Raw genomic sequence first — 26,048 nt, forward strand, 5'->3', positions numbered from 1 at the left:
AGCAAATAATAACTTATGTTTGGGGTTAGTTAGGATGATTGCTGATAGTAAGTGACAATGATATACTTCTAGAATATTTTAATATCGAAAATAATAAAGGTACAAATATGAAACAAGTTGGTATTTTTTTTGGTAGTGACACTGGCAACACAGAAAATGTAGCTAAGCAAATCCAACTCATTTTAGGTAGTGACAACGCCGAGCTTTTTGACATTGCAAAAGCCACTAAAGAAAACATCGAACAATACAATTATCTATTTTTTGGCATTCCAACTTGGTACTACGGAGAATCACAAGCAGACTGGGATGACTTTTTTCCTAATTTAGAAAAAATTGATTTTAACGGTAAAACTGTGGCTATTTTTGGTTGTGGTGATCAAGAAGACTATGCCGAATATTTTTGTGATGCCATGGGAACACTTCGCGATATTATCGAGCCTAAAGGTGCAAAAATTGTTGGACACTGGTCAACCGAAGGTTATAGCTTTGAAGCGTCAAAAAGTTTAGTTGATGACACACATTTCATTGGTTTAGCAATTGATGAAGATCGTCAACCTGAATTAACTGAAGAACGTATTAATAATTGGGTCAATCAAGTCAAAACTGAAATGAAAATTTAATCTATTAAAACGATTTCTTTTATTTACCATATATAGTTCCTATAATGGGAAAATATTAATAACTTAATGGGAAGTAATATGACAAATCATGATAATGATAATAATGCAGCGCTAAAAAGCGCTGGTTTAAAGGTTACGTTACCACGATTGAAAATTTTAGAATTATTACGAGATCCTTCATGCCAACATATCACAGTAGAAGACCTTTATAAAAAACTACTGGATATGGGAGAAGAAATCGGACTTGCAACCGTTTATCGTGTTTTGAATCAATTTGACGATGCAGGAATTGTTACTCGCCACAACTTTGAGGGTGGGAAAGCTGTTTTTGAACTCGCAACTCAGCAACACCACAATCACCTAATTTGCTTAGATTGTGGTGAAGTATTCGAGTTTCGTGATGATATCATTAACGCCAGACAAAAAGAAATTGCTGAACAATATGGCATGACATTAACTTTTCATAGTTTATATCTTTATGGACATTGCCAAGCAGGTAATTGTAAAAAACATCCTGAGCTTCATCACAAAAAATAAGCCTATTCCAATAGGCTTTTTACTCATTTAGAATATATCCACTCATCTTTTTGCTAGGTTAATAATTTAATGAAACAACTTTTAAACTTTATTCCGCTTGTATTCTTTTTTGTTTTTCTAACCATGTATGATGTCTTTGTTGGCGTTCAAGCACTAATGATCGCAGCAACAGTATGCTTTCTTCTCATTCTTATTCTATATAGAAAAGTAGATAAAGTAGAGTTGATTTCTTATATAATGGTGATGATCTTTAGTGGATTTACACTTTATTTGCGTGATCCGAATATAATCAAATGGAAAGTCACTATTATTAATTTTTTATTTGCTACAGCCTTATTAGTTAGCCAATTTATTTTTAAAAAAAATCTACTTCAAAAAATGCTAGGCAAAGAAATACAACTCGATACTGCTATTTGGAATAAACTAAATTTATTATGGATCTTCTTTTTTATATTGTGTGGCGCTATTAGTTTAGCTGCAACCTACTACACAACTGATGATTTCTTTTGGATATTTAAAGTATTTATTTTACCTGGTGCATCGTTACTATTATCGTTAATATCAGGTATCTATATCTATAAAAACATGAATAAAGATATAGATGATAAACAATAAGTTAGAACAAACGGAGTATTTTAGCATGACACAAAATACAACCCCCAAAGGTCAATTAGTACTTAGAACGCTTGCAATGCCGGCTGATACCAATCCTCACGGACATATTTTTGGTGGGTGGATCATGTCGCAAATGGATCTTGCAGGCGGTATTTTATCAAAAGAGATCGCGAGAAATCGAGTTGTAACAGTAAATGCTAGCAGCATTACATTCTACAAACCCGCAATGGTCGGGGATGTTGTTTGTTGCTATGCGCATTGCATCAAAACAGGAAAAACATCTATCACTATTGGCATTGAAGTGTGGATTAAAAAAGTCATTGATACATCTGATACGACACAGCGCTTTTGTATAACAGATGCCGTATTCACTTATGTTTCAGTTGATAAACATAATAACCCCAAACCATTACCTGAAGCATTTCAGAATTATGATTGCACTCAAGACCCAATAACTAAATTAAATCTAACTAATGGCTAATTAAGTATGCAATTTACCTCATTTCATGCATTAATCAGCACTTTGATCTTTCTTACTTACTGGTTGATCATTGTTGCAACAACATTACGGATTGTCTTTAAACGAAGACCAACCACTTATGTTATTGCATGGATGTTAGTCATTTATATCTTACCACTTATCGGAGTATTCCTTTATTTTGCCTTGGGCGAAGCGCACTTAGGTCAACAACGAGTTAAACGGGCACAAAAAATGCGCCCGACTATTTCAAAATTTATTAACCGTCTAAGTGAATTTTCTGATATTTTCACCAGTAACGTTAGCCTAGTTAGCAAGCCGATTTTTCAACTTTGCAAACACCAAACAGGCCTTGATGGAATTAACGGCAATCACATTGAACTACTAAGCGAAACTAACGAAATTTTTGACCGCTTAATTGAAGATATCAATAAAGCAACGTCTAATATTGAAATGGTATTTTATATCTGGAATGAAGGTGGTCGGGCTGACGAAGTCGAGCAGGCACTCATTCAAGCAACACAGCGAGGAGTAACTTGTCGATTAATGGTTGACTCTGCCGGTAGCCGACATTTTATTAAAACGAATGCAAGTAAAAGAATGCGTGATGCTGGTATAATTATTGTCGAAGCGTTACAAGTAAACTTACTTCGATTCATGTTTAGGCGATTGGACTTACGACAACACCGAAAAGTTGCCATTATCGACAACTACATCTCTTATACAGGCAGCATGAATATTGTTGATCCTCGTTTTTTCAAACAAAATAAACATGTCGGTGAATGGGTTGATATCATGGTCAGAATGAATGGACCGGTAACAACGCTTATGAGCGCCATATATGCTAGTGATTGGGAACTAGAAACAGGCAAACATTTAACACTACCAAAAATTACTGATTTTGCCGAACCACCAGAAGATAAAAAACACATAATGCAACTAATAGCATCTGGACCGGGTTATATGGAAAACATGATCCACCAAGTGTTATTAACGGCAATTTATTCAGCACAAGAACAAATTATTTTTACGACACCTTATTTAGTACCAAGTGATGATATTCTACATGCTGTCTGCACCGCAGCTCAAAGGGGGGTAGAAGTCATCATTATCGTTCCAAAAAATAATGACTCACTAATGGTTAAATGGGCAAGTCGAGCATTTTTTTCCGAATTATTAAACGGTGGCGTAAAACTTTATCAATTCAATGATAACTTATTACACACCAAAAGCGTCCTAATCGATAACCAGTTAAGTCTTGTTGGTACTGTTAATTTAGATATGCGCAGCTTATGGCTTAATTTTGAAATTACAACTGTGATTGATGACGTAGAATTTGCTAAATCGCTATCAGTGCTCTTACAAAAATATTTATCTAATTCAGATAGCATAAAAACTGACGAATGGAATCAACGTCCAATATGGCAACGCATAGTTGAACGACTGTTTTACTTTTTTGCACCTTTACTATAATTATTGAACAAGTTTTAAGTTCACTATGATTACAAACGAATATATTACGGCTTGCTAATAACCATTTTGAGAAACATCGGGTAAAAACTGATTATCAGCTAAACGATAAACCTCGCTCTCGATAGAACCATCAGTATTAAGCGTAATTTCTCGCCAACCAGGCGCATCTTCAGTTGATACTTGAAAATCATAACATTCAGGCTTAAACTGAAAACATGTTGAAGGGGTTGAAAATGCATGACAATGATGCCAAACATAATCTTGTTTTTGATGAATGTGTCCCCAACCTATCCCTTTTACATTAGAATGTTTTTGAATAATTTGCTCTAATTGATCACTATTTTTTAAAATATGGTGATCTAACCAATGACATCCAGAATTAATTGGATGGTGGTGTAAAAAAACTAATGTATTTCGATCAGAATGATCGGTTAAAGCATTATGTAAAAATTCAAGTTCAGATTCAGGTAAAAAACCATATGCTTGACCAATAACTTGGCTATTTAATAAAACAATCAGCCAGTTATCTCCTAACTGCACTATTTTATTATCGGCCAGTTGATAATCTGCAAACACATCTTGCATCCCCTCATAATTATCATGGTTGCCAGCCAACCACACACAAGGTGTATTAAACTTGTTGATTTGCTCAGCAAAACGAGCATAAGCCTTTTTAGAACTATCTTGCACAAAGTCACCCGTTGCCACAATCAAATCAAACGTCTTATTACTACTTCCAATTTCATTTATAACAGCTTGAAAACTTGCATTGGAATTAATACCAAGCAATGAACCATCGTCCTCAGAAAAAAGATGAGTATCAGTTATATGCAATATTTTACCGTAATTTTTGTTACGAATTGGAAGTTTTAACAATGACCTCAAAATTCACCCCAATTATTTATCAATCTATAATCATGGTTAATAATGTCAGCAATAAAATAGACATTGTGACAGGGAATACAATTTTTATTTTAAATCTTAGCGTTATACAAAAGTGTAAATTAGATCACACTTTTATGAAAGAAATAATTAAATATGAACACTAAAAAAGTTATTCCCACTCTTTTTTTAATAACTGGTGATTAAGTTCTAACCATTGCAGTGCAATAATTGATGCAGCATTGTTAATTAATCCGTCTTTGACCCATTGATAAGCTTGATTACGACTGACAACATGAACTTTAATATCTTCGTTTTCTTCAGCAAGCCCATGAATACCTTTGGCGGTTGATGAATCGACTTCGCCCACCAAAATATGCAATTGTTCAGTTAAACCACCAGGTGATGCTAAATAACTGATGATAGGTTTACATCGACCAATAACAACTCCAGCCTCTTCCATTGCCTCACGTTTTGCCACTTCTTCAAATGATTCATTTTCATGATCCATCATGCCTGCAATGAGTTCTAACATCCACGGACTCTCTTGGGTTTCAATAGCAGCAATCCGGATTTGTTCAATTAGCACAACTTCATCACGTTTTGCATCATATGCTAAAAGCACTACCGCATGCCCTCGTTCCAAAATTTCACGACTAACAACCTCGCTCATTGAACCATCAAATTTGCGATATTGAAAACGATATTCAAATAAAGAAAAAAAACCTTTATACAAAATTCGTTTAGTTAGATTAAACACATCATTTTTGTCAAAATGTACCGGATTATGTTTTATTTTCATATAAGATCCCAATGTTAAACTTAATTTGAATAAAAAGTGCGAATGGCATACAAACTATGCTTACTATATACTAATAATCTGTTAAAATTACGCCATTAAAAATACTACTATATTTTAATGATTTTTAAAGAGAAGATTAATGAAAAAAACTTTAACCTTTTTAATTGGCTTAGCATTAAGCCAATCTGTATTTGCTGAAAATTTGATTCAAGTCTATGAACAAGCAAAAGAAACCAATCCAGATCTACGCAGTTCATTAGCTGAGAAAAATAAAGCATACGCGGCAATTTCAGGTTCTCGAGCAAGTTTGCTACCGCAAGTTGGTTTAAGTGCTTCTTATGGTGTAACTCATGGCCGACGTGATACAAGTGGAGTAAAATCTAAAAGCGGAAACTTATATCAAGTAGCCGTATCGCAAAGCATTTTTAATTTTTCAAATTGGAAGGCCTTAGATATTACTAAAAAACAAGCAAGTATTGCCGATATTGCTTATCAATACCAAGGTCAAACATTAATCTTAAATACTTCTGTCGCTTATTTTAATGTGCTAAAAGCGCTAGATGCATTGAGTTTTATTGATGCACAGAAAAACGCGATTGGCCGTCAGTTAGAGCAGACTCGTCAACAACACCAAGTCGGTTTAGTCGCCATTACTGACGTACAAAATGCACAAGCAAATTATGACCTAACTGTTGCCCAACAAGTTAACGCATTAAATGAACTAAACAACGCAATCGAGGATTTACGCCAAGTAAGCGGTCGTTTTTATTCTAATTTAGCCAGTGTTAACACCAATACCTTTAAAACAGAGTCCCCAGAACAAATCAGCACATTATTAAGACAATCTGAATCATCTAATCTAAATTTATTAACAATGAAATTGAACCAAGACATTGCACGTGAACAGATCAAACTCTCACAAGCAGGTCATTTACCTACAGCCAATTTAGATGCATCAACTAATTTAAATAAAACTGATAGATATGGTAATAACGTAGCGGCTGGTGCTCATAGTGGTAAATCGTATTCAGGAAATAACTATGTTGGTGTCAGTGTAAACCTACCAATCTTTTCTGGTGGTGCAACGGTATCGAAAGTTGAACAAGCACAACAAAATTACGTAAGTTTCAGTGAAAAACTAGAAAGTACTAATCGTGGCGTGATTAACCAAGTACGTTCATCCTACAACAATATTTCATCATCGATTAGCGCAATCAAAGCTTATCAACAAGCAGTTGTTTCAGCACAAAGCTCATTAGAAGCAACTAATTCTGGTTATCAAGTTGGAACAAGAACAATCGTTGACGTATTAAATGCAACAACTCAGCTTTACAGTTCTAAACGAAATTTATCAGATGCAAAATATAATTATCTAACTAGCTTACTCCAATTAAAATATGCAGTAGGAACCTTAACTGCCAACGATTTAGTTTATTTAAACAATATGTTAGGAAAAGAAGTGAGCACTTTAGTAACGATAAAATAACTATTGGTTCTTTTATGACAACTGTTAAAAAAGGCGAGCAAATCGCCTTTTTTATTATGTATAAAAAACACACCTATTACGATATTGCATTCAACACAAATTCAATAAATGCTTTTAATTTTGGTGGTTGCTGACGATCAGCAGTATAAAGCATATTAAGCGGCTTGGCAGGTGGTAAAAATTTTTGTAATATGGGAAATAATTTTTTCTGCTTAATTGGCTCTTGTAACATAGATTCTGGCAACATTGTGATACCTAATCCTTCAATCGCAGCTATCACTAACGCTGAAGTCTGATTACTTTGAAATGTCCCTGATATAGGAATATTAACTATTTCACCATTAATCATAAACGGCCAAACATGATCTTTTTTATTCTGATTCACATATTGGTAAATCAAGCATTGATGCTTTTTCAAATCATCAGGTATTAATGGAACACCATATTGCGCTAAATAATCTGGTGAGGCAGCAAAAATAAGTTGATGAGGATTAAGTTTACGAGCAATAAGCCCTGAATCACTCAAATCACCAATCCGAAAAGCAATATCAAAACCGTCCTTAATTAAATCGACATAACGATCACTTAACTGTATATCGACACTAATTTGGGGATAACACTTCATAAAACTACTAATTAATGGCACTAAAGTAAAATTACCAAAAGTAAATGGTGCACTAATTCTAAGCGTACCACTAGGTTTATCTAAAAACTGTTGCGCAAGCATAGAAGTGGCTTCAACTTCACCTAAAATACTCACACAGCGCTCATAATACTGCTTACCAAATTCGGTAAGATTTTGTGAACGTGTTGTTCGATTAAGTAACTTTAACCCTAATTGAGTTTCTAAAAAAAGAATATATTTCGCAACCATTTGCGGAGAGGTATTTAATGAGATAGATGCCGATGCAAATGAACCTGTCTTCACAGTCAATACAAAAGCCTTCATACTTCTAAAAAGATCCATATTACCAATCTCCAGTTGTTAATAAAACAATTTTAAAGCCATTTACTATCTTTTATTTTATAAATATTATAACGCAAATCAAGTAAACAAATAAAAACAGAGTAAATATATGAAAAAAATCGGCATTATAGGGGCAGGATTTGTAAGTCAAGCCTACACAACATTATTTATGCGCGCAGGTTATCAAGTTATGTTAAGTAATTCTAGAGATAAAAAGACGTTATTTAGCGTAGCCACACGCTTAAACTGCCAAATTGGGAGCCAAGAAGAAGCCATTAAATTTGGTGATATAATTCTCGTTGCTATTCCTTTTATCAATTATACACAATTACCAGCAGAGCTACTCAGCGGAAAAATAGTACTTGATGCCACTAACTATTATCCTGCCCGCGATGGTCATTTAGGACAATTAGATAATCATGAAACAACAACCAGCGAGTTAGTCGCTAAACATCTTGATAAATCTAGAGTAGTTAAAGTTTTTAATGCAATTCTCGCAAAAGATGTTATTAAAGATGCAAAGCCTAATGATAAATCAGATAGAAGAGCAATTCCTATAGCTGGAGATGACTTAGCTGCCAAACAAATTGTTTTCACTCTTCTAGAAAGTATTGGCTATGATTATGTTGATGTAGGCGCTTTATCAAACAGTTGGCGGTTTGAACGTGCAAAGCCTGCATATTGCATACCTTTAAGCCGTCAACGATTGAATGATGCTTTAGCTCAAGCCTCTAAAGAAGTTGAAGTACCACATAATTCATGGCAAACAAATAACCAATAAAAAAATATAAAAGACCAAAATGAGTCCACCTTCCAGTAGAATAAAGTTATATTTATCATATATTTAATAATTTGAATAGTTTTAATTAAATACAGATATTTGAAATATTAGAGGAAATAAAAATGACCAATACACATAAAAAATATACCGTCATAACCGGCGCAAGTTCAGGCATAGGTTATGCAACAGCTATTGCTTTTGCAAAACGAAATAAAAACCTTATTGTTATTGCAAGAAGACAAGAAAATTTGGCACTTTTACAACAAGAAATTGCAAAAATTTCCCCAGAATTAGAAGTAATTATAAAACTTTGTGATTTATCACAACCAACCAACGCTTATTCCCTTTTTAATGATTTAGACAACTATTTTATTGAAACATGGATTAATAATGCCGGTTTTGGTCATTACGGCAGTGTTAGCGATCAAGATTTAGGAAAAATCGAATCAATGCTTCATTTAAATATTGAAGTCCTAACAATTTTTTCAACACTGTATGTACGTAAATATCAAAATGAATCTGGGACACAACTAATAAACATCTCCTCCCGTGGTGGATATACACTCGTTCCTAATGCGGTAACCTATTGCGCAACAAAATTCTATGTCAATGCCTTTACCGAAGGGCTAGCACAGGAATTAAAGCAAGCTAACGCCCAATTAACCGCAAAGGTGTTAGCTCCGGCTGCGACAAAAACAGAATTTGGTGAAAAAGCCAATAATGTCAGTAACTACAATTATGATGCAAGTTTTACCAAGTACCATACAGCAAAGCAAATGGCCGATTTTTTACTGGCTTTATACGATAGCAACAAAGTTATTGGTGAGATTAATACAAAAGATTTCTCTTTTTCACTAAAAGACAGCATATTTCCTTATTCAGGAAATCCGTCAGAAAATCAAAAATAATGCAATAACGAATTTACATGCAATGTTAAATCAAACAGCAAAATATGATTTTTAACAAAATTAAACTTTGGCAGTCGTTATTTTGATTGCCAAACTTCAGAATAAAAAGAAAAACATAGCATATTGATTTAAAGTGAAGTTTTATTTACTTCGATCAAAAAATGGCGTTTAAATGAAATTGGGCGCCAGATATGAAATAGGTTTCTAAGTGTAAACGGAAAGGTTTTTATAGGTTTTTTAAAAAGCTTAAGTAACCAACCATCAGTACCCTCAAACGACATAAATTCAAAACTTACCATATGGTCAGATAAAATTTTAATATTACCAAGACCACAAGCACTAAGCCAAGCATATGCGCCACCGCCAATTCTGGCACGATCAACGATATTGTAGTTTTTTGAATCAAGTAGATAGATGAATAAAACCTCTTCCCAAGGACCGCCATCTTGTGTCACAAAAATTAAAACATAACAGTCATCATAGCTAAAAGCCATTTCTAAAAAGCGGCCTTCTAGTTTTTCAGCATAGCAAACACCATCAACTTCAACAAGCGAAATAATTTTACCTCTTTTACCTTTAGGTAGCGGTTTTAATGTAATATTAGATATCGGTTTGATCATGTTTATCCTAAAAAATGCTTACTAAAATATTAATAAAAGCCTATCAATAATAAACTTAATAAAGCCATCAATTGATAAGCAAAATAATAAAATACCCATATTAAAAATAGATTATAAAACTAATTAATGGCTAGAACACAAATCCTCCAGTTGTGTTAGCTGGGATTTCTATTAATTACCCGATAAATCAAAAATTATTGCTTAATAATGAAATTAACTTAGTTTTAACGTAAAAGAAAAGTATAACAAATAGTTGTTGTATCGTCTTCAACCTGAACAGATATAAAAATAAAATGTCTTGATTTAAATACTGGTCTCTATTTTTGGACACGCATTGCGCCCTATCAAAGTGCAATGGGATTTTTTAGAGTAGAAAAGCAAACTCAAAAATAGTTGCATGATAGTTGGTTAGCTAAACATTTATAATAAAAAAAACAGTCCCCAAAAAACTAACGCTACAATTATTTATCAAATCAGAAAATTTTATAATAAAACGCATAATTTCCTGAAACATCTTAACAAGCACATTAACTTGTTAAGATGCATTTTTTACATGATGAGAATAAAAATTACGAAATGCGCATTCCCGGTTTAGCACCACTATCTGGCGATAACAAGTACACGCCGTCACCATCATCTTTACCACTGGCACAAAGCACCATACCTTCTGAAACACCAAATCGCATTTTACGAGGCGCTAAGTTGGCAATCATAATGGTTAAACGCCCAATTAGTACTTCTGGATCAGGATAAAACTGCTTGATGCCTGAAAACACATTACGGGTTTCATCACCAATATCAAGCGTCAACTGGAGTAATTTATCGGATCCTTCAACAAAACAAGCATGTTTAATTAAAGCAACACGCATATCAACTTTGGCAAAATCGTCAAAATTAATTGTATCGGCAATAGGTTCAGCAACATTTGTTTTAGCTGGTGTTGCTAGGGCAGCTTGCTCTTTTGTTTCTTCAATCATGGCTGTAATTTTATCCATATCAATACGATTAAATAGGGCTTTAAACTGATTTATCTTATGGCCAGTTAACGCATTAGCAATAGTATTCCATTCTAATTTGCTATTTAAAAATGCTTCTGTTCGCTCAGCTAATGAAGGCACTATTGGTTTTAAATAGGTCATTAAAATACGGAATAGGTGAATACCCATTGAGCAAATATCTTGCAATGTTTGATCTTGCCCTTCTTGTTTAGCAACCACCCATGGCGCTTTTTCATCAATATAACGATTAGCTTCGTCAGCAAGTGCCATAATTTCACGAATCGCCTTACCTGATTCACGTTGCTCAAAATAATCAGCAATGATTTGAGATTTTTCAACAAAATACGCATAAAGTGCAGGTTCAGCTACATTATCCGATAATTTGCCGTCAAAGCGTTTATAAATAAATCCAGCCGAACGTGAAGCAATATTAACAACTTTATTAACTAAATCGCTATTTACACGTTGAACAAAGTCTTCTAAATTTAAATCAATATCATCAATATGTGGTGACAGCTTAGCGGCATAATAATAGCGTAAGCAATCAGGATCTAAGTGTTTTAGATAGGTACTTGCTTGAATAAAAGTACCTCGCGACTTAGACATTTTTGCGCCGTCAACAGTCACATAGCCATGCACAAAAATATTCGATGGTTTGCGATGTTCGCTACCCTCTAGCATTGCCGGCCAAAATAAACTATGAAAGTAAACAATATCTTTACCAATAAAGTGATAAAGCTCAGTGCTTGAATCTTTATTCCAAAACTCATCAAAAATTGGTTTATTTTGTGTATTGCAGTAGTTTAAAAAAGAGCCCATATAACCAATTGGTGCATCTAACCAGACATAAAAATATTTACCTGGCGCATTAGGGATTTCAAAACCAAAATAAGGAGCATCACGGCTAATATCCCACGGCTGTAAGCCTGATTCGAACCACTCTTGCATTTTATTAGCGACTTGGTCTTGTAGTGTCCCTGAGCGAATCCACTCTTGTAACATAGTTGAAAAAGCCGGCAGATCGAAAAAGAAATGTTCTGACTCTTTTAAAATTGGTGTTGCCCCTGAAACCACAGATTTAGGATTAATTAAATCAATCGGATTGTAAGTTGCACTACACACTTCACAGTTATCGCCATATTGATCTGGGGCTTTACAACGTGGACAAGTACCTTTTACAAAGCGATCTGGTAAAAACATCTGTTTTTCAGGATCAAATAGCTGTGAAATGACTTTGGTTTTAATATAACCATTGGCTTTTAAACGCTTATAAATTTGCGCTGATATTTCACGATTTTCTGAGCTATGAGTTGAATGGTAATTATCATAACTAATATTAAATCCCGCAAAATCACGCTGATGCTCAGTTTTCACTTCACTAATCATCTGTTCAGGCGTAATGCCAAGTTGTTGCGCTTTAAGCATAATTGGCGTGCCATGTGCATCGTCGGCACAAATAAAATAGATCTCATTACCACGCATACGTTGATAACGCACCCATACATCAGCTTGAATATGTTCAAGCATATGACCTAAGTGAATTGCACCATTGGCATAAGGCAGTGCGCAAGTCACCAATATTTTGCGTTGAGTTGTCATGTTGATTTATTACCTTTTATTACATAATGGCAGAAATAGTACATCAATCGTGGGATTATCGCTAGATTTATGCCATAATTTGATAAAATTTCTACACTCTATTCACTTTGCAAATGGCAAATAATCCTTTTTAAAGAATGTAAATTATTATAATTTTTCCACCCTCTTTAAGAGGGAGTATTAAAAATGAACCCAGTATAAATATCAATGCATAAAGAGATAACAGCAATGAACATTGAAGTAAAAAAGATTCTTGAGAGTTTTACTCATTCAACCTTACAAAAAAATTTACTTGAACTTAACGCAGTAACAAAATGCGAAATAGTTAATCAGCATTTATACATTAATTTAACCATGCCCTTTGCTTGGCAAAACACTTTTGATGAGTTAAAAAAAATAGCCACCCCAAAATTACTTAAGCTTAATGGCATTAATGACGTTGACTGGCACATTAACTATAAAATAGCCACATTAAAACGTGCCAATGACCAACATGCCATTAACAATGTAAAAAATATTATCGCCATAAGTTCAGGCAAAGGTGGCGTGGGCAAATCATCAACAGCTGTTAATCTTGCACTAGCCTTACAAAAACAAGGCGCCAAAGTAGGCATTTTAGATGCGGATATTTATGGGCCTTCAATTCCCACCATGTTAGGCACAGAAAAACAGCAACCGTTAACACCTGACAATAAACACATGACCCCAATTATGGCACACGGATTAGCCAGTAACTCTATTGGTTATTTAGTTGATCCAGATAGCGCCATGGTATGGCGTGGACCAATGGCAAGCAAGGCATTACTACAAATATTACAAGATACATTATGGCCTGAACTTGATTATTTGGTTATTGATATGCCTCCAGGAACTGGGGATATCCAATTAACCCTAGCGCAAAGTATTCCAGTAACGGCCGCAATTATTGTCAGTACACCACAAGACATTGCATTGATTGATGCCAAAAAAGGCATGACCATGTTTAATAAAGTCAACATCCCAACGCTAGGCATTATTGAAAACATGAGTTACCACATTTGCGAAAATTGTGGTCATCACGAAGCTATTTTTGGCGAAGGTGGAGCACAGCGTCTAGCTGAGCAATATCAAACAAAATTGCTTGGACAAATACCACTTCATAAAATATTACGCCAAGATCTCGATACAGGGCAACCTACTGTTATTAGCCACCCTGATAGCGAATTTACCCAACTCTATTGCCAAATTGCTGGGCGCATTGCCAGTGAGCTATATTGGCAAGGCGAAACAATTTTACCGGATATTTCTTTTAAGGCGCTATAACAAAAAATCAGCTTGGCTGTCGAAAACAACAGCCAATGCTATTGATATTTTATAGTTAATTTGGCATAACATCGCCACGATCAGCCACGCAATAACTGCCCCATTATCACCCTTATTTTAAATGGCGGAACTCGGCTTTTGCCTTCGTTAGTTGTTGATTAAAATCGGCATTCGTATGTAATTGAGCAACTACCGCAGCTGCCATCACCTTAGCAGCATCAACATCACTTTGCCAATGATAGCCACAAATAACGCGGCTTTCGCCAATCTCATAACCTCGTTTTAAAATTTCATTTTGACGCGCTGGATTTATCTCTGCTAACACAAGTGAAATAGCAAACCCCATTGTTGTATGACCAGAGGGATAGGATCCATTGGTCGATAGCGTTTTTTCATCATCTGGGCGACAAGTTGGTTCATGGAAAAATGAAAATGGTCGAATACGATTATAATGATTTTTAGCTGAGCGCGTTGCCAAATCCCCTGCATCTTCTTTCATTGTAGTAACTAATTTATAAATTTCTGGCGTTTTCTTATCAGAAATTTCAAACCCAAAAGATGGTGAAAATTGCTTAGTTATATTATCTTTACTTGAATCAGCATCTAAGTAAGCCTGTTTTCCACGTTCTGTATTACGAACAGACTTACCCCAATCGTACATTGCTTTATCGCGTAAAAAATCAATGCTATCAAAAGTAGGAGGCGGTGGCAAAAGCAGTAAGCTATTAGGTGCTTGTTCTTCTTTAAGGAAAAAATCATTAGGATCTGTTGTTACATCTTTTCCCCCAGAAGCAAAAACATTTGAACATATTAAAGAAGCAACAAATAACGAACAAAAAATTTTTTTTGCATATACTTCTCCTTATACAAATAAGGGATAACTATCAAAACATGTTATCGAAACAAAAAACGCTTAAATAACATCTAACTAATTAATAATTTTGTATGAAACAACAACACGGTCAGCAAGATATCAATAGCTGTTCAACAATAAAATACAGCAACATATTAATAAAGATTGAGTATTTTTAATGTGATAGTCATCACAATTATATTTACAGTGGAATATTTGAAAGGCTAATTTAAATCATTACCGTGACGAATATGCTCAATATTTATCACGGTTTTAGAATGAATTTAAGCAAAAATCTTATCGCGGAACATAAAAAATACCGCACCTAAAAGACACAAACCAGCCCAAATATAGTCTGTCTTAAACGGCTCTTTTAAAATATAAATTGAAAAAGGGATAAAAACAGACAAACTAATTACTTCCTGAATAATCTTTAATTGACCTGCGCTGGCAACTTGAAAACCAATGCGATTAGCAGGCACTTGCAATAAATACTCAAATAACGCAATCCCCCAGCTAGCAAACACCGCCACTAGCCAAACTTGGTTATGTAAAAACCGCAAATGCCCATACCACGCAAAAGTCATAAAAACATTACTAAAAGTCAGTAAACAAACAGTAATAAGTAATTGATTCATAGTGTTGATATAAGAGTAAAGAAAGGGACTGGCATTATATACCATTGTCTAATAAATATACAAAATAGAAATAATTTAATTACATAAAAAAAACAACATTATTAACAATAGTTGAAATTGGCTAATTCATCACTAAAAGCATAATAGCGCTATTGCTCAGTAGCCTGTTTAGGTCTATATTAAATCAACGCCAATAGGTGCAAAATCTTTAATGCATTGAACGTCGTTATCCTATCAACACTGAAATTTATTACAACACAATTATTATCCCCAAAGGAAACAGTTATGCAAAAAAGAGTCAATGAAGTTACTATGCGTGGAGCCCCTATTACTTTGTTAGGTCCCAAAATCAACGTTGGTGACATAGCACCCGATTTTATCGTGCAAGATTTAGCAATGAAACCCATTAAATTATCCGATTTTAAAGGTAAAATCAGGATTATTAATTCGGTACCATCCATTGATACTTCCGTATGTAGTGCCCAAGTTCACCGTTTCAATGTAGAAGCAGCAAAACTAAAAGATACCGTGATATTTTCAGTTAGTGTTGATTTACCTTTTGCATTAAATCGCTATTGTGCGGCTGAAGGCATTGATGCTGTCAAAGTCACTTCTGACCATAAAGATCTGGATTTTGGCTTAAAATATGGCACTGTTATTGAAGAGCTACGCTTACTTTCCCGCGCCGTATTTGTCATTGATAAAAATGACAAAATTGCTTATGTCGAATATGTTAAAGAAACATCTTCGGAGCCCGATTATGACAAAGCCCTAGCGGCGGCTAAAGCGTTAGCATAAATCAAAGCAATAATACATCGCCACCCTCTACCAACAGTGGTGGCGATGATTTACTTTAAGATTTATTTATAGCAGCTATTTAATAGACAAAATTATTCAGTTATAATCCAATAAAAACATACCTCCTCCATAATCTTAATCATGAATAATAGTATTAACCGATCTCGTATTTGGTCATCAATTCTTTGCCTTGCATTTGCGGCATTTATTTTTAATACAACGGAATTTGTACCTGTTGGACTATTACCTAATATTGCTGAAAGTTTTTCAATGGATGTTGCTCATGCTGGATTATTACTCACCATTTATGCATGGTCTGTTTCGTTATTATCATTGCCACTCACAGTATTAACATCAAAAATGGAGCGAAGAAAATTACTAATTTTTCTATTTTGCCTATTTATTGGTAGCCATATTTTAGCCGGATTTGCGTGGAATTTTTACAGTCTGATGGCAGCAAGGATTGGCATTGCTTGTGCACATGCGGTATTTTGGGCAATTACAACACCTCTTGCAGTTCGATTAGCGCCTAATGGTAAAAAAGCTAAAGCAATGGGCTTTATTGTTATTGGCGTATCGATGGCAACCATCCTAGGGATCCCAATTGGTACCATCATAGGGCAACTCGTTGGTTGGCGCGTGACTTTTTTATGTATTGCTAGTATCGCTTTTTGCGTGATGATATTACTGCTCCGTTTATTACCTACTGTACCAAGCATGGATATTATCTCTATCAAAGATATTCCAACGGTATTAAAACGGCCAATACTGCTTAACATTTATCTATTAATAGCCATTATTATTGCTGGCCACTTTACTGCTTATACTTATATCACGCCATTTATGAAAGATGTTGGCGGATTTAGTCAAAATGTTATCGTCGCTTTATTGTTAGTAGTCGGTTTTTCAGGCATGATTGGCAGTGTTATTTTTGCAAGATATGCCGAAAAAAATCCAACCGCCATATTAGTGATGCCTATGTTGTCATTGATCATTTGTTTATTATCGCTTTATGTCTGTTCATTCACGCTTTATACCGCAATCATTCAATGTTTGATTTGGGGGCTTTCGATTACCATTATTGGCATGGTCATGCAAAGCAAAGTGATTGATGCAGCGCCCGATGCAACCGATATTGCAACATCGGTCTATTCAGGTATTTACAATATTGGAATAGGAGGAGGCGCTTTTATAGGCAGTAAAGTATTAATTTTACTATCAAAGGAAGATATTGGTTTTGTTGGCGCAATTTTTGTCATCATTGCCTTATTATTTTTCTGCCTTTGTTCTAGAAAGTTGTGGAATAATAAAACCATTTTATAAAAATCTTAACGCTCAGAAACAGCATTATTTATTATATACCCCAATAAATAATGCTGAAAATAACACCCTTACATTATGATTTACTTAAAGACTCTAACTGTTCCCAGCGTTCAAAAGCAGATTCTAATTCAGCTTCTTTATCGGTCAAAGATTGTAAGATTGGTCCCGTAACTTCGTGGGGTTGATTAAAAAAGTCACTTTGACCAATCTGTGCTTGTAAATCAGCAATAGCTAATTCTAATTGCTCTATTTTGCTTGGTAATTGTGTTAACTCTCGTTGCTCATTATAACTCAGCTTAACTTTCTTTTTAGTGGCTTGATCATTGCTTTTGTTATTCGCCGTGCTTAATGCTTTTTTAGGCTGTTTAACATCATTAACTGCCGCTACCTTAACCGGTTGCGCCTGTTGCTGTTGTTGTAGAGCATCAGCATAACCACCCGCATAAACGCCAATATGCCCTTTTTCTTCAAAAAACCAACATTGGGTAACGACGTTATCAACAAACTGCCGATCATGGCTAACTAGCAAAACTGTTCCCTGATAATCATTAACCAACTCTTCTAGCAACTCCAGCGTTTCAATATCAAGATCATTGGTCGGTTCATCAAGTATTAATAAATTACTAGGTTTTAAAAATAGTTTAGCCAGCAATAAACGATTACGCTCCCCACCTGATAATGCACGAACAGGTGTTCGGGCGCGTTTTGGAGGGAATAAAAAATCTTGCAGATAACCAAGAACATGACGCGATCGTCCATTAACCATCACCTCTTGTTTACCTTCAGCTAAATTATCCATCACGGTTTTTTCAGGATCAAGCTCTAATCGATATTGATCAAAATAAGCGACTTCAAGCTTTGTACCACAATGTACGCTACCTGATGTTGGCGCTAAATTACCTAACATTAGTTTTAACAACGTCGTTTTGCCAATACCATTAGGACCAATTAGAGCTATTTTATCGCCACGTAATACTTGCACAGTAAAATCATTAACTAGCAACTTATCTTCAATCTGATAGGTCACATTTTCAAGCTCAAAAACAATTTTTCCTGAACGTAACGCCTCCTCAATTTGCATTTTGGCACTGCCCATCACTTGGCGACGCTCGCTATACTCTTGGCGCATTGCTTTTAATGCACGTACTCGCCCTTCATTACGTGTACGGCGAGCTTTAATACCTTGGCGAATCCAAACCTCTTCTTGAGCTAATTTTTTATCAAATTCCGCATTTTGCAACTCTTCAACGCGCAAGGCTTCTTCTTTACCAAGTAAATAGTTATCGTAGTTACCGCTCCAAGAGGCAATTTTACCCCGATCTAAATCAATAATACGCGTTGCCATTTGACGAATAAATGAACGGTCATGAGAAATAAACACAATACTGCCATTAAAGCTTTTCAAAAACTCTTCCAACCATTTTATGGTTTGAATATCTAAATGGTTTGTTGGTTCATCAAGCAATAAAACCGATGGTTGACAAACTAATGCTTTGGCTAATGCAGCTTTACGAAGCCAGCCACCTGATAGCGAAGATAACAATGCATCACCATCAAGTGATAACGACGAAATAACATTACGAATACGACTATCTAATTGCCAACCATTTTGATGATCTAACTGCTCTTGCATTTTCGCTAATTTAGCCAAGTTACTTTCGCAAGGATCGTGTTCAACACGATGAGCTAAATCATAGTAATCTCGTAATAACTGGGCTTGTTCGTGTAATCCTTCTGCTACAAAATCAAACACATTGCCTTGCACATCACGAGGAGGATCTTGCTGCAAGCGTGAAACAATCACATTATTTTCATAAATAATTTGCCCTTCATCTAATGGCACTTCTTTATTTAACACTTTAAGTAACGTTGATTTGCCCGCGCCATTACGTCCAACAAGACAAACACGCTCATTTGGTTCAATAGACATATCAATATGATCAAGTAGCGGTGCATCACTAAATGAAAGATAAGCATTGGTAAGATTAATTAATGACATATTATTGGTTTTTATTTGGGTATTAAATAATAAGTCGCTATTCTATCATAAAGTTGCTCAAGGCAACTAAACCAAATACCAAAGATACGTTAATAGGCCTCACAAATATTAGAAATCACTGTTCTGTTCTATCAAAAAAAACAAATACTGTTTATATTAATGTAAAAATATTATTTAGATTTTGATGTGGAGATAACTATGAGTCACATGTGGACATTTCAGCGCGTAGGTGGATTAGATCAAGTGGTATTTAAAAATGCCAATGATATTATTAATCTACCTGATTTAGACCCTAAATTATGGGTAGCTTTAAGTTGCCCAACCACAGGGCTAGATTTTGATGAGCGAACCTTAGAGCTACTCGACTCAGACAAAGATGGACGAATTCGCATACCTGACATTCTCGATGCCATTAGCTGGACACAAGACAAAATCACCTCATTTGACAGCATTTTAAACTCAAGTGAAACACTGTCACTATCACAAATAAACACCTCGACTCCACAGGGAAAAAAGCTATCTATCACCGCTCACAGCATCTTAGCTAGCTTAAATAAAAACAACGTAAATTACTTAACGCAAGATGACGTTCAACAATCAATCAAAATCAACGCTAGTAAACTTTACAACGGTGACTTAATCTTCCCTGTATCAAGCGAATTATCGCCCGACATGCAAACATTCATCCAAACCGCCATCAACACCACCGGCGCACAAAAAGACATGAGCGGACAAGATGGCATTGACCTAAATATAGCCACCACCTTTGTCGACAACCTAAAAACATGGCTACAATGGCAAACTCAAATAAGTAAGACCCCAACTCCATTTGGTGAAAATAGTGCCGAGACTTGGAAGTTAATCCAACAACTCAAACCCAAAATTGACGATTATTTTTTACGCGTTGAACTGGCACAATACGCTCCACAAGCGCAAACAGCCCTCAATGTTGACGAAAAGTACATCGTCCCGACCCAAAATGGACTACTTTCTGATGACGCCTTAGCACAATTACCGCTATCAAAAATCGACACAACCAACGCACTTGACTTAGTCAATGGGCTTAATCCACTATGGAAAGCCAAAGTTAACCGACTCAAAACGCTCATCGCCCCAGCATTAGCCAATCCTGACTTACTAACCGAGCAAGAATGGCAAAACATCCAACACAGCTTAAAAACTTACACCACATTAATAAGCACTAAACCCGAAATAACAAAAATAAAAGTTGAAATCGCGCCATCTGCCAGCATAGAAGATATCCCAAGCAACACTATCGCCCACTTAGCCAACAGTGAACTGCTGAACGAATTTACACAAATGGTTGAACAAGACAATAAAACCCCGATATCCTCATCCGACGTCCTCGTATTAGAAAAGCTAGTCTTATTCCACAAACACCTTTACCGCTTACTGGTCAACTTTGTGTCTTTTGCTGACTTCTTTTCGTTAAAAACCCGAGCGGCCTTTCAGCTTGGAAAACTCTACATTGATGGACGCTGTGCAACTCTTTGCGTTGCAGTTGATAATATTGCCAAACACGCCACCATGGCAAACTACTCTGAACTCTGCTTACTCTATTGTGAATGTACTAGACACGGGCAAAAGCAACTCATTGCCGCCGCTATGACAGCGGGGAAAGGCGATTTACTGATTGAAGGTCGCAATGGCGTATTTATTGATAACGACGGCAACGACTGGGATGCCAATGTCGTCAAAATCATTACCAAACCTATCAGCATACAACAAGCAATCTGGGCACCTTATCAACGAATGGGGCGCGTAATTACCGAACAGATAAACAAATGGGCAAGCAGCAAAGATGCCGATGTTGCAAAATCAAGTGAACAAGCATTGCAAAACCCAGCCAATAAATTTGATATTGGCAAAAGCGTAGGTATTTTTGCCGCAATTGGCCTAGCCATTGGCGCAATCGGCACGGCATTAGCCACACTATTCCAAGCTATTTTTGCGCTAGCTTGGTGGCAATTGCCTTTGGTTTTTATTGGATTATTCCTAATTATTTCTGGCCCTTCTGTTATTTTGGCATGGTTAAAATTGCGTCGAAGAACCCTTGGCCCACTGCTAGAAGCATCAGGTTGGGCAATTAACGGACAAGTTAAAATAAACTTAATGCTAGGTAGCTTACTCACCAGTAAAGCAGAACTTCCAGCCAATGCAAAACGCAACTTACGAGATCCAATGAAACAACGCCACCACAAATTGGCTATCATTTTTTGGTTAGCTATTTTACTTGGTATTGGAACGACAGGAGGTTGGTTATGGCATGAAGGTTACCTTGACCACTATATCAAGCAGCACAAACAAGAACAAACCCAAAATAAAACTGACACAAATGCCAATATTGGCAAATAAAAGCAACAAACCATTTCGCCGACACTTGTCGGCGAAATGAAACGACCATTAATGCTGATAAACCGGCAAACGACGGCAAATTGCAAGCACCTTTTCTTTCACAGCTTGAATAGTTTGCTCGTCATCGATATTATCTAAAACATCACAAATCCAATTAGCCAAATCTCGCGATTCGGCTTCTTTAAAGCCTCGGCGAGTAATAGCCGGCGTACCAATCCGCACGCCTGATGTCACAAACGGGCTTTGTGGATCTTTCGGTACACTATTTTTATTAACCGTAATATTGGCACTACCCAAAGCCGCATCGGCTTCTTTACCTGTGATATTTTTATCGACTAAATCAATTAAAAACAGATGATTGTGTGTTTCACCAGAAACCACTTTATAACCACGCTGCATAATCACTTCAACCATCGTTTTGGCATTTTTCACCACTTGCTGTTGATATTCTTTATAAGCGGGTTCCATTGCCTCTTTTAATGCCACCGCTTTAGCGGCAATCACATGCATTAAAGGCCCACCTTGCGCCCCAGGAAAGACAGCCGAATTTAACTTTTTATATAATTCTTCACTGCCACCTTTAGCTAAAATCAAGCCCCCACGTGGGCCACCAAGGGTTTTATGGGTGGTTGTAGTCACAACGTGAGCATAAGGAACAGGATTTGGATAAACACCTGCGGCCACCAAACCAGCCACATGTGCCATATCCACAAATAAATAAGCACCCACACTATCGGCAATCTCGCGCATACGCTTCCAATCCACCACACCAGAATAAGCCGAAAAACCACCAATAATCATTTTCGGTTTAGACTCTTGGGCTGTTTTAGCTAACTTGTCATAATCAATACGTCCTGAATCATCAACGCCATAATCCACAATATGATAAAGCTTGCCAGAAAAGCTAACTGGCGAACCATGCGTCAAATGCCCACCTTCAGACAAATTCATGCCCAAAACAGTATCGCCTGTATTTAAAAGCGCCATATAAACCGCAAAATTCGCCTGCGAACCTGAATGAGGTTGTACATTGGCATAATCAGCACCAAATAAAGTTTTAGCGCGATCAATTGCCAACTGCTCGACCACATCAACATACTCACAACCACCATAATAACGCTTACCGGGATAACCCTCGGCATATTTGTTGGTTAATTGCGAACCTTGCGCTTGCATTACGCGTGGGCTGGTATAGTTTTCTGATGCGATCAATTCAAGGTGATCTTCTTGACGCTGTTCTTCACCTTTTATCGCATCCCACAGTTCTTTATCGTACTCGGCAATAGCCATCTTGTTACTAAACATGTTGGATCCTTATCATCAATTATGTAGTTTGTCTGGTTTTGCTTTATCGTTAGCAAAAATGGGTATTACTCTCATATGGTTACTTAACAACCAAACGATTTCAATCTTTTTTTGAGGTTATAAAAAATATTTATATTGAAGGATGGGATGTTGTGTTTTTATAAGGCAGTTTTTATTAAAAAAACAGCCAGAAAAAACTTTAATAAAATCAATAACTTTTCTGACCGATTTTTAGCGGAAAATCAGGACTTTTTGTTTTGGCGAATAGAATAAATTGAGTGCAGTGGTTTAGGACGTTTTGAGCTTGGGTGAACAAAATAGTTATCGTGACTACGTCCGAGTTGAGTTAGGGAATTTAAAGCGAATTCCCTAACAACCCGCGCTTTGGCTGCAGAATGTGGCCTGCGGCACTACTCGTATCATCCTGATACTCGCCTCTACGAGGCCATCTTCGCTGAGCTCAGATGTTCAAATTTGTTCCAGACAAATTTGTCCGACGCCGGCGCTCGGTCTTAACGCACCGTTTGTGATGCGTTCCAGACGCAGCACAAACTCGCCAAACATCCCTGTTTGGCGTGCTAACCTCGCACTGTTGTCGGCACATTCTGACGCCGGAATAGGACAAACGACATAACCATCGTTTTTGGAAGATATTATGTTTTTATAGTTATAAAATTGATTTTATTTAAATTAAATACCTTTCTGGCGTTTTTTTTTATTGCACTTGGCTAACAAATTTCATACTATTATCAAAAAATTAAGGAGATGATATGAAAAGAATATTGATAATAAGTTTAGTTAGTCTTGCTTTATTCGGCTGTGGAGAAAATAAAATTACAAAAGAGTATCTTTTAGGTAATTGGCATTGTGTCGGTAATGAGTATGAAAAGGAAAACAGTGACGCTAATGAAGATTTTGATGATTCAGTGTCGTCGTCAGAAAAAACAATGACATTTAAAATGTTAGATAATGAACTTTATCAAATAAATGAGGATGGAACAAAAATCTTGATTGACCCAAATAAAATGGACACTAATAAAAGTGAAGTTACAGAAAACGCCAAGATTAACACAAAAACAACAACAAAAATTGTTAATAGCGACACCTTTAATTTCACAATTTTGGCTGAAATAAATAAAATTAATAGTAACAATAATAATAATATTATTGATCTTAGAACCAAAACAGAAGTGATTTGTACCCGAATAAAATAAGCATTCTCATCACTAATAAAATAAAGCCCGAAAGGGCTTATTTAAATTTAGTTAATTTATTATTAACCACCAAAGCAATTCAATCCCCCCTTAGAGAGTTTTTATTAAAAATCTAGTAACTCAGGCTTGATTTGTAGTGCTTGGGCAATTTTAATCCGAGTTGCTTTTCTTAACTTTTGGCTTTTTCCTATTGAGAATAAGCTGATTTGCTAATACCTATTTTATTCGCAACGTCAACTTGGGATAATTTTAAATACTCACGCCATGCTTGTGCTAGGGAATAATTATTATCAAAAACCATATCAACAACTTCGTTTGGTACACCTGTTAGCAAGCTCATCTATTTCTTTCTTTTCTAGCCAATATTTATGTATTACGTCTGGAGAAAATTATGCCAATAACACAAGATTTACAAGCCATTGAGGGTAAACAGCTTATACAACTAATAGAAGTGAATGGCACAAAATTGGGGCTTGATGAAGTGCTGAGATTTCATGCTTATAATATTTCGCCTGACGGGTGGACGTCATTTACCGCTGAGAATTTACCATCAATAAAATAACAAGGTAAAAAATATTTACCGTATCAATATGAGTTAAAAGACATTGAATTAAGTAGCACTGCCCCACAACCAACACCAAGGCTATCAGTTGGCAATATAGACGGTAGAGTAACGTTTGTACTTGGTGTAATAAACAACAATTTCATCTTTGAAAACCATTTTTTAATATTTTGATTTTAAATTATCATTAAAAAAGGTTTGGAGCGGTTAATTTGCTGTTATTGGGTCACTATTCGTGGTTTTGTTGATTTGTTAGTTGCCGGCGCCTTGCTTGGATTGTGTAAGTGATTGATTTAGCTTAAAAACAGCAAAATAAAAACTTCAATAAAATCAATACCTTTTCTGACCGATTTTTACTATGTTATTTTTATAGATTGCCGTATGGTTATTTTTTAACTTTGTTTTGAGGGCCAAGTCAGTTGATGTTTTTTGATATAAGCAAAATCAAAAACCTTTCGCACTCCAGTTGGGAAGTTGCAACCTAAGATGCGTATATCGCTGATTTAACAATATCCCCTTACTTTCGTCCTTTTTATCAGCAAGCTTGCTGACAATTTTAGATTGAAAGTCTTGGGTGATGAATAAGTGCTATGTTAGTAGTGCTCATTTTATTGTTAGGCATACTATGCCTAGCATTGAATAGATGCCATCAGTTGAATTAACACCACTATGTTAAAGTACACAGCAAACACTTATCATTACCACCAACTGCTTGGTTATTCTTATTTATTTTACCCTTGTGCCACCGCCATCGACGCTTTCAGCGTCGCCGGCGGCGGGGGCGGCGCGATTGTGGCTTCGCCGCAACAGCGCAACCCTAAGGGAAATGCCCCAACTTACGCGGGGGCGTTATTCTTTGTTAGATTGTCCTCTCAGGCACCATAACCGCCCCCGCGGCCCAAGGATTAAGGA

24 protein-coding genes are annotated in these 26,048 nt (G+C 36.0%); 14 read left to right on the forward strand and 10 right to left on the reverse strand.

Annotated elements, in window-relative coordinates; translation table 11 throughout:
• Positions 1 to 107: 107 nt before the first annotated feature.
• From fldA to cls, 5 genes are all read left to right on the forward strand, one after another.
• Entirely contained in the window at positions 108 to 620 is a 513-nt protein-coding gene (gene fldA, locus GA0061081_RS04980) for a flavodoxin FldA (RefSeq protein WP_091347682.1), read from the forward strand.
• A gap of 78 nt (positions 621 to 698) precedes the next feature.
• Positions 699 to 1,157, forward strand: coding sequence for a ferric iron uptake transcriptional regulator (fur, locus tag GA0061081_RS04985; RefSeq protein ID WP_091347684.1), 459 nt, complete (start codon positions 699 to 701; stop codon positions 1,155 to 1,157).
• A gap of 69 nt (positions 1,158 to 1,226) precedes the next feature.
• Positions 1,227 to 1,772 carry an inner membrane-spanning protein YciB gene (locus GA0061081_RS04990; protein WP_091347687.1) on the forward strand — a complete coding sequence of 182 codons (546 nt, stop codon included), beginning with the start codon at positions 1,227 to 1,229 and terminating at the stop codon, positions 1,770 to 1,772.
• Positions 1,773 to 1,797: 25 nt separating this feature from the next.
• On the forward strand, positions 1,798 to 2,253 hold the full coding sequence (yciA, locus tag GA0061081_RS04995) for an acyl-CoA thioester hydrolase YciA (RefSeq protein ID WP_091347748.1): 456 nt from the start codon (positions 1,798 to 1,800) through the stop codon (positions 2,251 to 2,253).
• A 6-nt stretch (positions 2,254 to 2,259) separates the two neighbouring features.
• Complete coding sequence (gene cls / locus GA0061081_RS05000; RefSeq protein ID WP_091347690.1) at positions 2,260 to 3,723, forward strand: cardiolipin synthase; 1,464 nt, start codon at positions 2,260 to 2,262, stop codon at positions 3,721 to 3,723.
• Positions 3,724 to 3,777: 54 nt separating this feature from the next.
• Here cls and cpdA read toward each other — a convergent pair whose 3' ends face one another.
• On the reverse strand, positions 3,778 to 4,608 hold the full coding sequence (gene cpdA, locus GA0061081_RS05005) for a 3',5'-cyclic-AMP phosphodiesterase (protein WP_167349305.1): 831 nt from the start codon (positions 4,606 to 4,608) through the stop codon (positions 3,778 to 3,780).
• Between the two features lie 169 nt (positions 4,609 to 4,777).
• On the reverse strand, positions 4,778 to 5,407 hold the full coding sequence (gene nudF, locus GA0061081_RS05010; protein WP_091347696.1) for an ADP-ribose diphosphatase: 630 nt from the start codon (positions 5,405 to 5,407) through the stop codon (positions 4,778 to 4,780).
• A gap of 139 nt (positions 5,408 to 5,546) precedes the next feature.
• Here nudF and tolC point away from each other — a divergent pair, with 139 nt between their 5' ends.
• Positions 5,547 to 6,893, forward strand: coding sequence for an outer membrane channel protein TolC (gene tolC / locus GA0061081_RS05015; protein WP_091347699.1), 1,347 nt, complete (start codon positions 5,547 to 5,549; stop codon positions 6,891 to 6,893).
• 76 nt (positions 6,894 to 6,969) lie between these two features.
• Here tolC and GA0061081_RS05020 read toward each other — a convergent pair whose 3' ends face one another.
• Complete coding sequence (locus tag GA0061081_RS05020) at positions 6,970 to 7,860, reverse strand: LysR family transcriptional regulator (RefSeq protein WP_091347702.1); 891 nt, start codon at positions 7,858 to 7,860, stop codon at positions 6,970 to 6,972.
• Positions 7,861 to 7,969: 109 nt separating this feature from the next.
• Between GA0061081_RS05020 and GA0061081_RS05025 the strand changes: the two genes are divergently transcribed.
• Together GA0061081_RS05025 and GA0061081_RS05030 are read left to right on the forward strand one after the other, a co-directional pair.
• The gene (locus GA0061081_RS05025; protein WP_091347704.1) at positions 7,970 to 8,641 is read left to right on the forward strand and encodes an NADPH-dependent F420 reductase; all 672 of its coding nucleotides are present in this window, start codon (positions 7,970 to 7,972) and stop codon (positions 8,639 to 8,641) included.
• A 122-nt stretch (positions 8,642 to 8,763) separates the two neighbouring features.
• Complete coding sequence (locus GA0061081_RS05030) at positions 8,764 to 9,549, forward strand: SDR family NAD(P)-dependent oxidoreductase (RefSeq protein WP_091347706.1); 786 nt, start codon at positions 8,764 to 8,766, stop codon at positions 9,547 to 9,549.
• Positions 9,550 to 9,677: 128 nt separating this feature from the next.
• Here the strand turns inward: GA0061081_RS05030 and GA0061081_RS05035 are convergent, their stop codons facing one another.
• Positions 9,678 to 10,169 carry a hypothetical protein gene (locus GA0061081_RS05035; protein ID WP_091347708.1) on the reverse strand — a complete coding sequence of 164 codons (492 nt, stop codon included), beginning with the start codon at positions 10,167 to 10,169 and terminating at the stop codon, positions 9,678 to 9,680.
• A gap of 569 nt (positions 10,170 to 10,738) precedes the next feature.
• Complete coding sequence (gene metG, locus GA0061081_RS05040; protein WP_091347711.1) at positions 10,739 to 12,766, reverse strand: methionine--tRNA ligase; 2,028 nt, start codon at positions 12,764 to 12,766, stop codon at positions 10,739 to 10,741.
• Positions 12,767 to 12,994: 228 nt separating this feature from the next.
• Between metG and apbC the strand changes: the two genes are divergently transcribed.
• The gene (apbC, locus tag GA0061081_RS05045; RefSeq protein WP_209435364.1) at positions 12,995 to 14,068 is read left to right on the forward strand and encodes an iron-sulfur cluster carrier protein ApbC; all 1,074 of its coding nucleotides are present in this window, start codon (positions 12,995 to 12,997) and stop codon (positions 14,066 to 14,068) included.
• A 112-nt stretch (positions 14,069 to 14,180) separates the two neighbouring features.
• Here apbC and GA0061081_RS05050 read toward each other — a convergent pair whose 3' ends face one another.
• Both GA0061081_RS05050 and GA0061081_RS05055 read right to left on the reverse strand, forming a co-directional pair.
• Complete coding sequence (locus tag GA0061081_RS05050) at positions 14,181 to 14,879, reverse strand: acid phosphatase (RefSeq protein WP_091347716.1); 699 nt, start codon at positions 14,877 to 14,879, stop codon at positions 14,181 to 14,183.
• Positions 14,880 to 15,205: 326 nt separating this feature from the next.
• Positions 15,206 to 15,559, reverse strand: a complete 354-nt coding sequence (locus GA0061081_RS05055) for a DMT family protein (RefSeq protein ID WP_091347719.1) — start codon at positions 15,557 to 15,559, stop codon at positions 15,206 to 15,208.
• Positions 15,560 to 15,844: 285 nt separating this feature from the next.
• Here GA0061081_RS05055 and tpx point away from each other — a divergent pair, with 285 nt between their 5' ends.
• Entirely contained in the window at positions 15,845 to 16,357 is a 513-nt protein-coding gene (gene tpx / locus GA0061081_RS05060) for a thiol peroxidase (protein ID WP_091347722.1), read from the forward strand.
• A gap of 141 nt (positions 16,358 to 16,498) precedes the next feature.
• Entirely contained in the window at positions 16,499 to 17,680 is a 1,182-nt protein-coding gene (locus tag GA0061081_RS05065; protein ID WP_091347724.1) for a sugar transporter, read from the forward strand.
• 73 nt (positions 17,681 to 17,753) lie between these two features.
• On the opposite strand, the gene GA0061081_RS05070 is transcribed toward GA0061081_RS05065, so the two are convergent.
• On the reverse strand, positions 17,754 to 19,679 hold the full coding sequence (locus tag GA0061081_RS05070) for an ABC transporter ATP-binding protein (RefSeq protein WP_091347727.1): 1,926 nt from the start codon (positions 19,677 to 19,679) through the stop codon (positions 17,754 to 17,756).
• Positions 19,680 to 19,877: 198 nt separating this feature from the next.
• Here GA0061081_RS05070 and GA0061081_RS05075 point away from each other — a divergent pair, with 198 nt between their 5' ends.
• Positions 19,878 to 22,055: a phage holin family protein gene (locus GA0061081_RS05075; protein WP_091347729.1), complete on the forward strand. Its 2,178-nt coding sequence runs from the start codon at positions 19,878 to 19,880 to the stop codon at positions 22,053 to 22,055.
• Positions 22,056 to 22,103: 48 nt separating this feature from the next.
• Here GA0061081_RS05075 and glyA read toward each other — a convergent pair whose 3' ends face one another.
• Positions 22,104 to 23,360 (reverse strand): serine hydroxymethyltransferase, encoded by a 1,257-nt coding sequence (glyA, locus tag GA0061081_RS05080; protein WP_091347731.1) that lies wholly within the window; start codon positions 23,358 to 23,360, stop codon positions 22,104 to 22,106.
• Positions 23,361 to 24,130: 770 nt separating this feature from the next.
• On the opposite strand from glyA, the gene GA0061081_RS05085 reads away from it, so the two are divergent.
• Entirely contained in the window at positions 24,131 to 24,574 is a 444-nt protein-coding gene (locus GA0061081_RS05085) for a hypothetical protein (RefSeq protein ID WP_091347733.1), read from the forward strand.
• 187 nt (positions 24,575 to 24,761) lie between these two features.
• Here GA0061081_RS05085 and GA0061081_RS11170 read toward each other — a convergent pair whose 3' ends face one another.
• On the reverse strand, positions 24,762 to 24,914 hold the full coding sequence (locus GA0061081_RS11170) for a helix-turn-helix domain-containing protein (RefSeq protein ID WP_209435367.1): 153 nt from the start codon (positions 24,912 to 24,914) through the stop codon (positions 24,762 to 24,764).
• Between the two features lie 51 nt (positions 24,915 to 24,965).
• On the opposite strand from GA0061081_RS11170, the gene GA0061081_RS11080 reads away from it, so the two are divergent.
• Positions 24,966 to 25,136 (forward strand): hypothetical protein, encoded by a 171-nt coding sequence (locus GA0061081_RS11080; protein WP_167349307.1) that lies wholly within the window; start codon positions 24,966 to 24,968, stop codon positions 25,134 to 25,136.
• Positions 25,137 to 26,048 lie beyond the last annotated feature (912 nt).

It is taken from the genome of Gilliamella bombicola (assembly GCF_900094945.1).
Classification (GTDB): Bacteria; Pseudomonadota; Gammaproteobacteria; order Enterobacterales; family Orbaceae; genus Gilliamella; species Gilliamella bombicola.

Coding starts and splice junctions, on each gene's coding strand:
- GA0061081_RS05075 (WP_091347729.1), top strand. CDS start 19,878: ATGAGTCACATGTGGACATTTCAGCGCGTAGGTGGATTAGATCAAGTG.
- GA0061081_RS05020 (WP_091347702.1), bottom strand. CDS start 7,860: ATGGATCTTTTTAGAAGTATGAAGGCTTTTGTATTGACTGTGAAGACA.
- GA0061081_RS05070 (WP_091347727.1), bottom strand. CDS start 19,679: ATGTCATTAATTAATCTTACCAATGCTTATCTTTCATTTAGTGATGCA.
- apbC (WP_209435364.1), top strand. CDS start 12,995: ATGAACATTGAAGTAAAAAAGATTCTTGAGAGTTTTACTCATTCAACC.
- GA0061081_RS05055 (WP_091347719.1), bottom strand. CDS start 15,559: ATGAATCAATTACTTATTACTGTTTGTTTACTGACTTTTAGTAATGTT.
- metG (WP_091347711.1), bottom strand. CDS start 12,766: ATGACAACTCAACGCAAAATATTGGTGACTTGCGCACTGCCTTATGCC.
- fldA (WP_091347682.1), top strand. CDS start 108: ATGAAACAAGTTGGTATTTTTTTTGGTAGTGACACTGGCAACACAGAA.
- GA0061081_RS05085 (WP_091347733.1), top strand. CDS start 24,131: ATGAAAAGAATATTGATAATAAGTTTAGTTAGTCTTGCTTTATTCGGC.
- tolC (WP_091347699.1), top strand. CDS start 5,547: ATGAAAAAAACTTTAACCTTTTTAATTGGCTTAGCATTAAGCCAATCT.
- nudF (WP_091347696.1), bottom strand. CDS start 5,407: ATGAAAATAAAACATAATCCGGTACATTTTGACAAAAATGATGTGTTT.
- GA0061081_RS05025 (WP_091347704.1), top strand. CDS start 7,970: ATGAAAAAAATCGGCATTATAGGGGCAGGATTTGTAAGTCAAGCCTAC.
- GA0061081_RS05035 (WP_091347708.1), bottom strand. CDS start 10,169: ATGATCAAACCGATATCTAATATTACATTAAAACCGCTACCTAAAGGT.
- tpx (WP_091347722.1), top strand. CDS start 15,845: ATGCAAAAAAGAGTCAATGAAGTTACTATGCGTGGAGCCCCTATTACT.
- GA0061081_RS05030 (WP_091347706.1), top strand. CDS start 8,764: ATGACCAATACACATAAAAAATATACCGTCATAACCGGCGCAAGTTCA.
- GA0061081_RS04990 (WP_091347687.1), top strand. CDS start 1,227: ATGAAACAACTTTTAAACTTTATTCCGCTTGTATTCTTTTTTGTTTTT.
- GA0061081_RS05065 (WP_091347724.1), top strand. CDS start 16,499: ATGAATAATAGTATTAACCGATCTCGTATTTGGTCATCAATTCTTTGC.
- fur (WP_091347684.1), top strand. CDS start 699: ATGACAAATCATGATAATGATAATAATGCAGCGCTAAAAAGCGCTGGT.
- cls (WP_091347690.1), top strand. CDS start 2,260: ATGCAATTTACCTCATTTCATGCATTAATCAGCACTTTGATCTTTCTT.
- GA0061081_RS11170 (WP_209435367.1), bottom strand. CDS start 24,914: ATGAGCTTGCTAACAGGTGTACCAAACGAAGTTGTTGATATGGTTTTT.
- yciA (WP_091347748.1), top strand. CDS start 1,798: ATGACACAAAATACAACCCCCAAAGGTCAATTAGTACTTAGAACGCTT.
- glyA (WP_091347731.1), bottom strand. CDS start 23,360: ATGTTTAGTAACAAGATGGCTATTGCCGAGTACGATAAAGAACTGTGG.
- GA0061081_RS11080 (WP_167349307.1), top strand. CDS start 24,966: ATGCCAATAACACAAGATTTACAAGCCATTGAGGGTAAACAGCTTATA.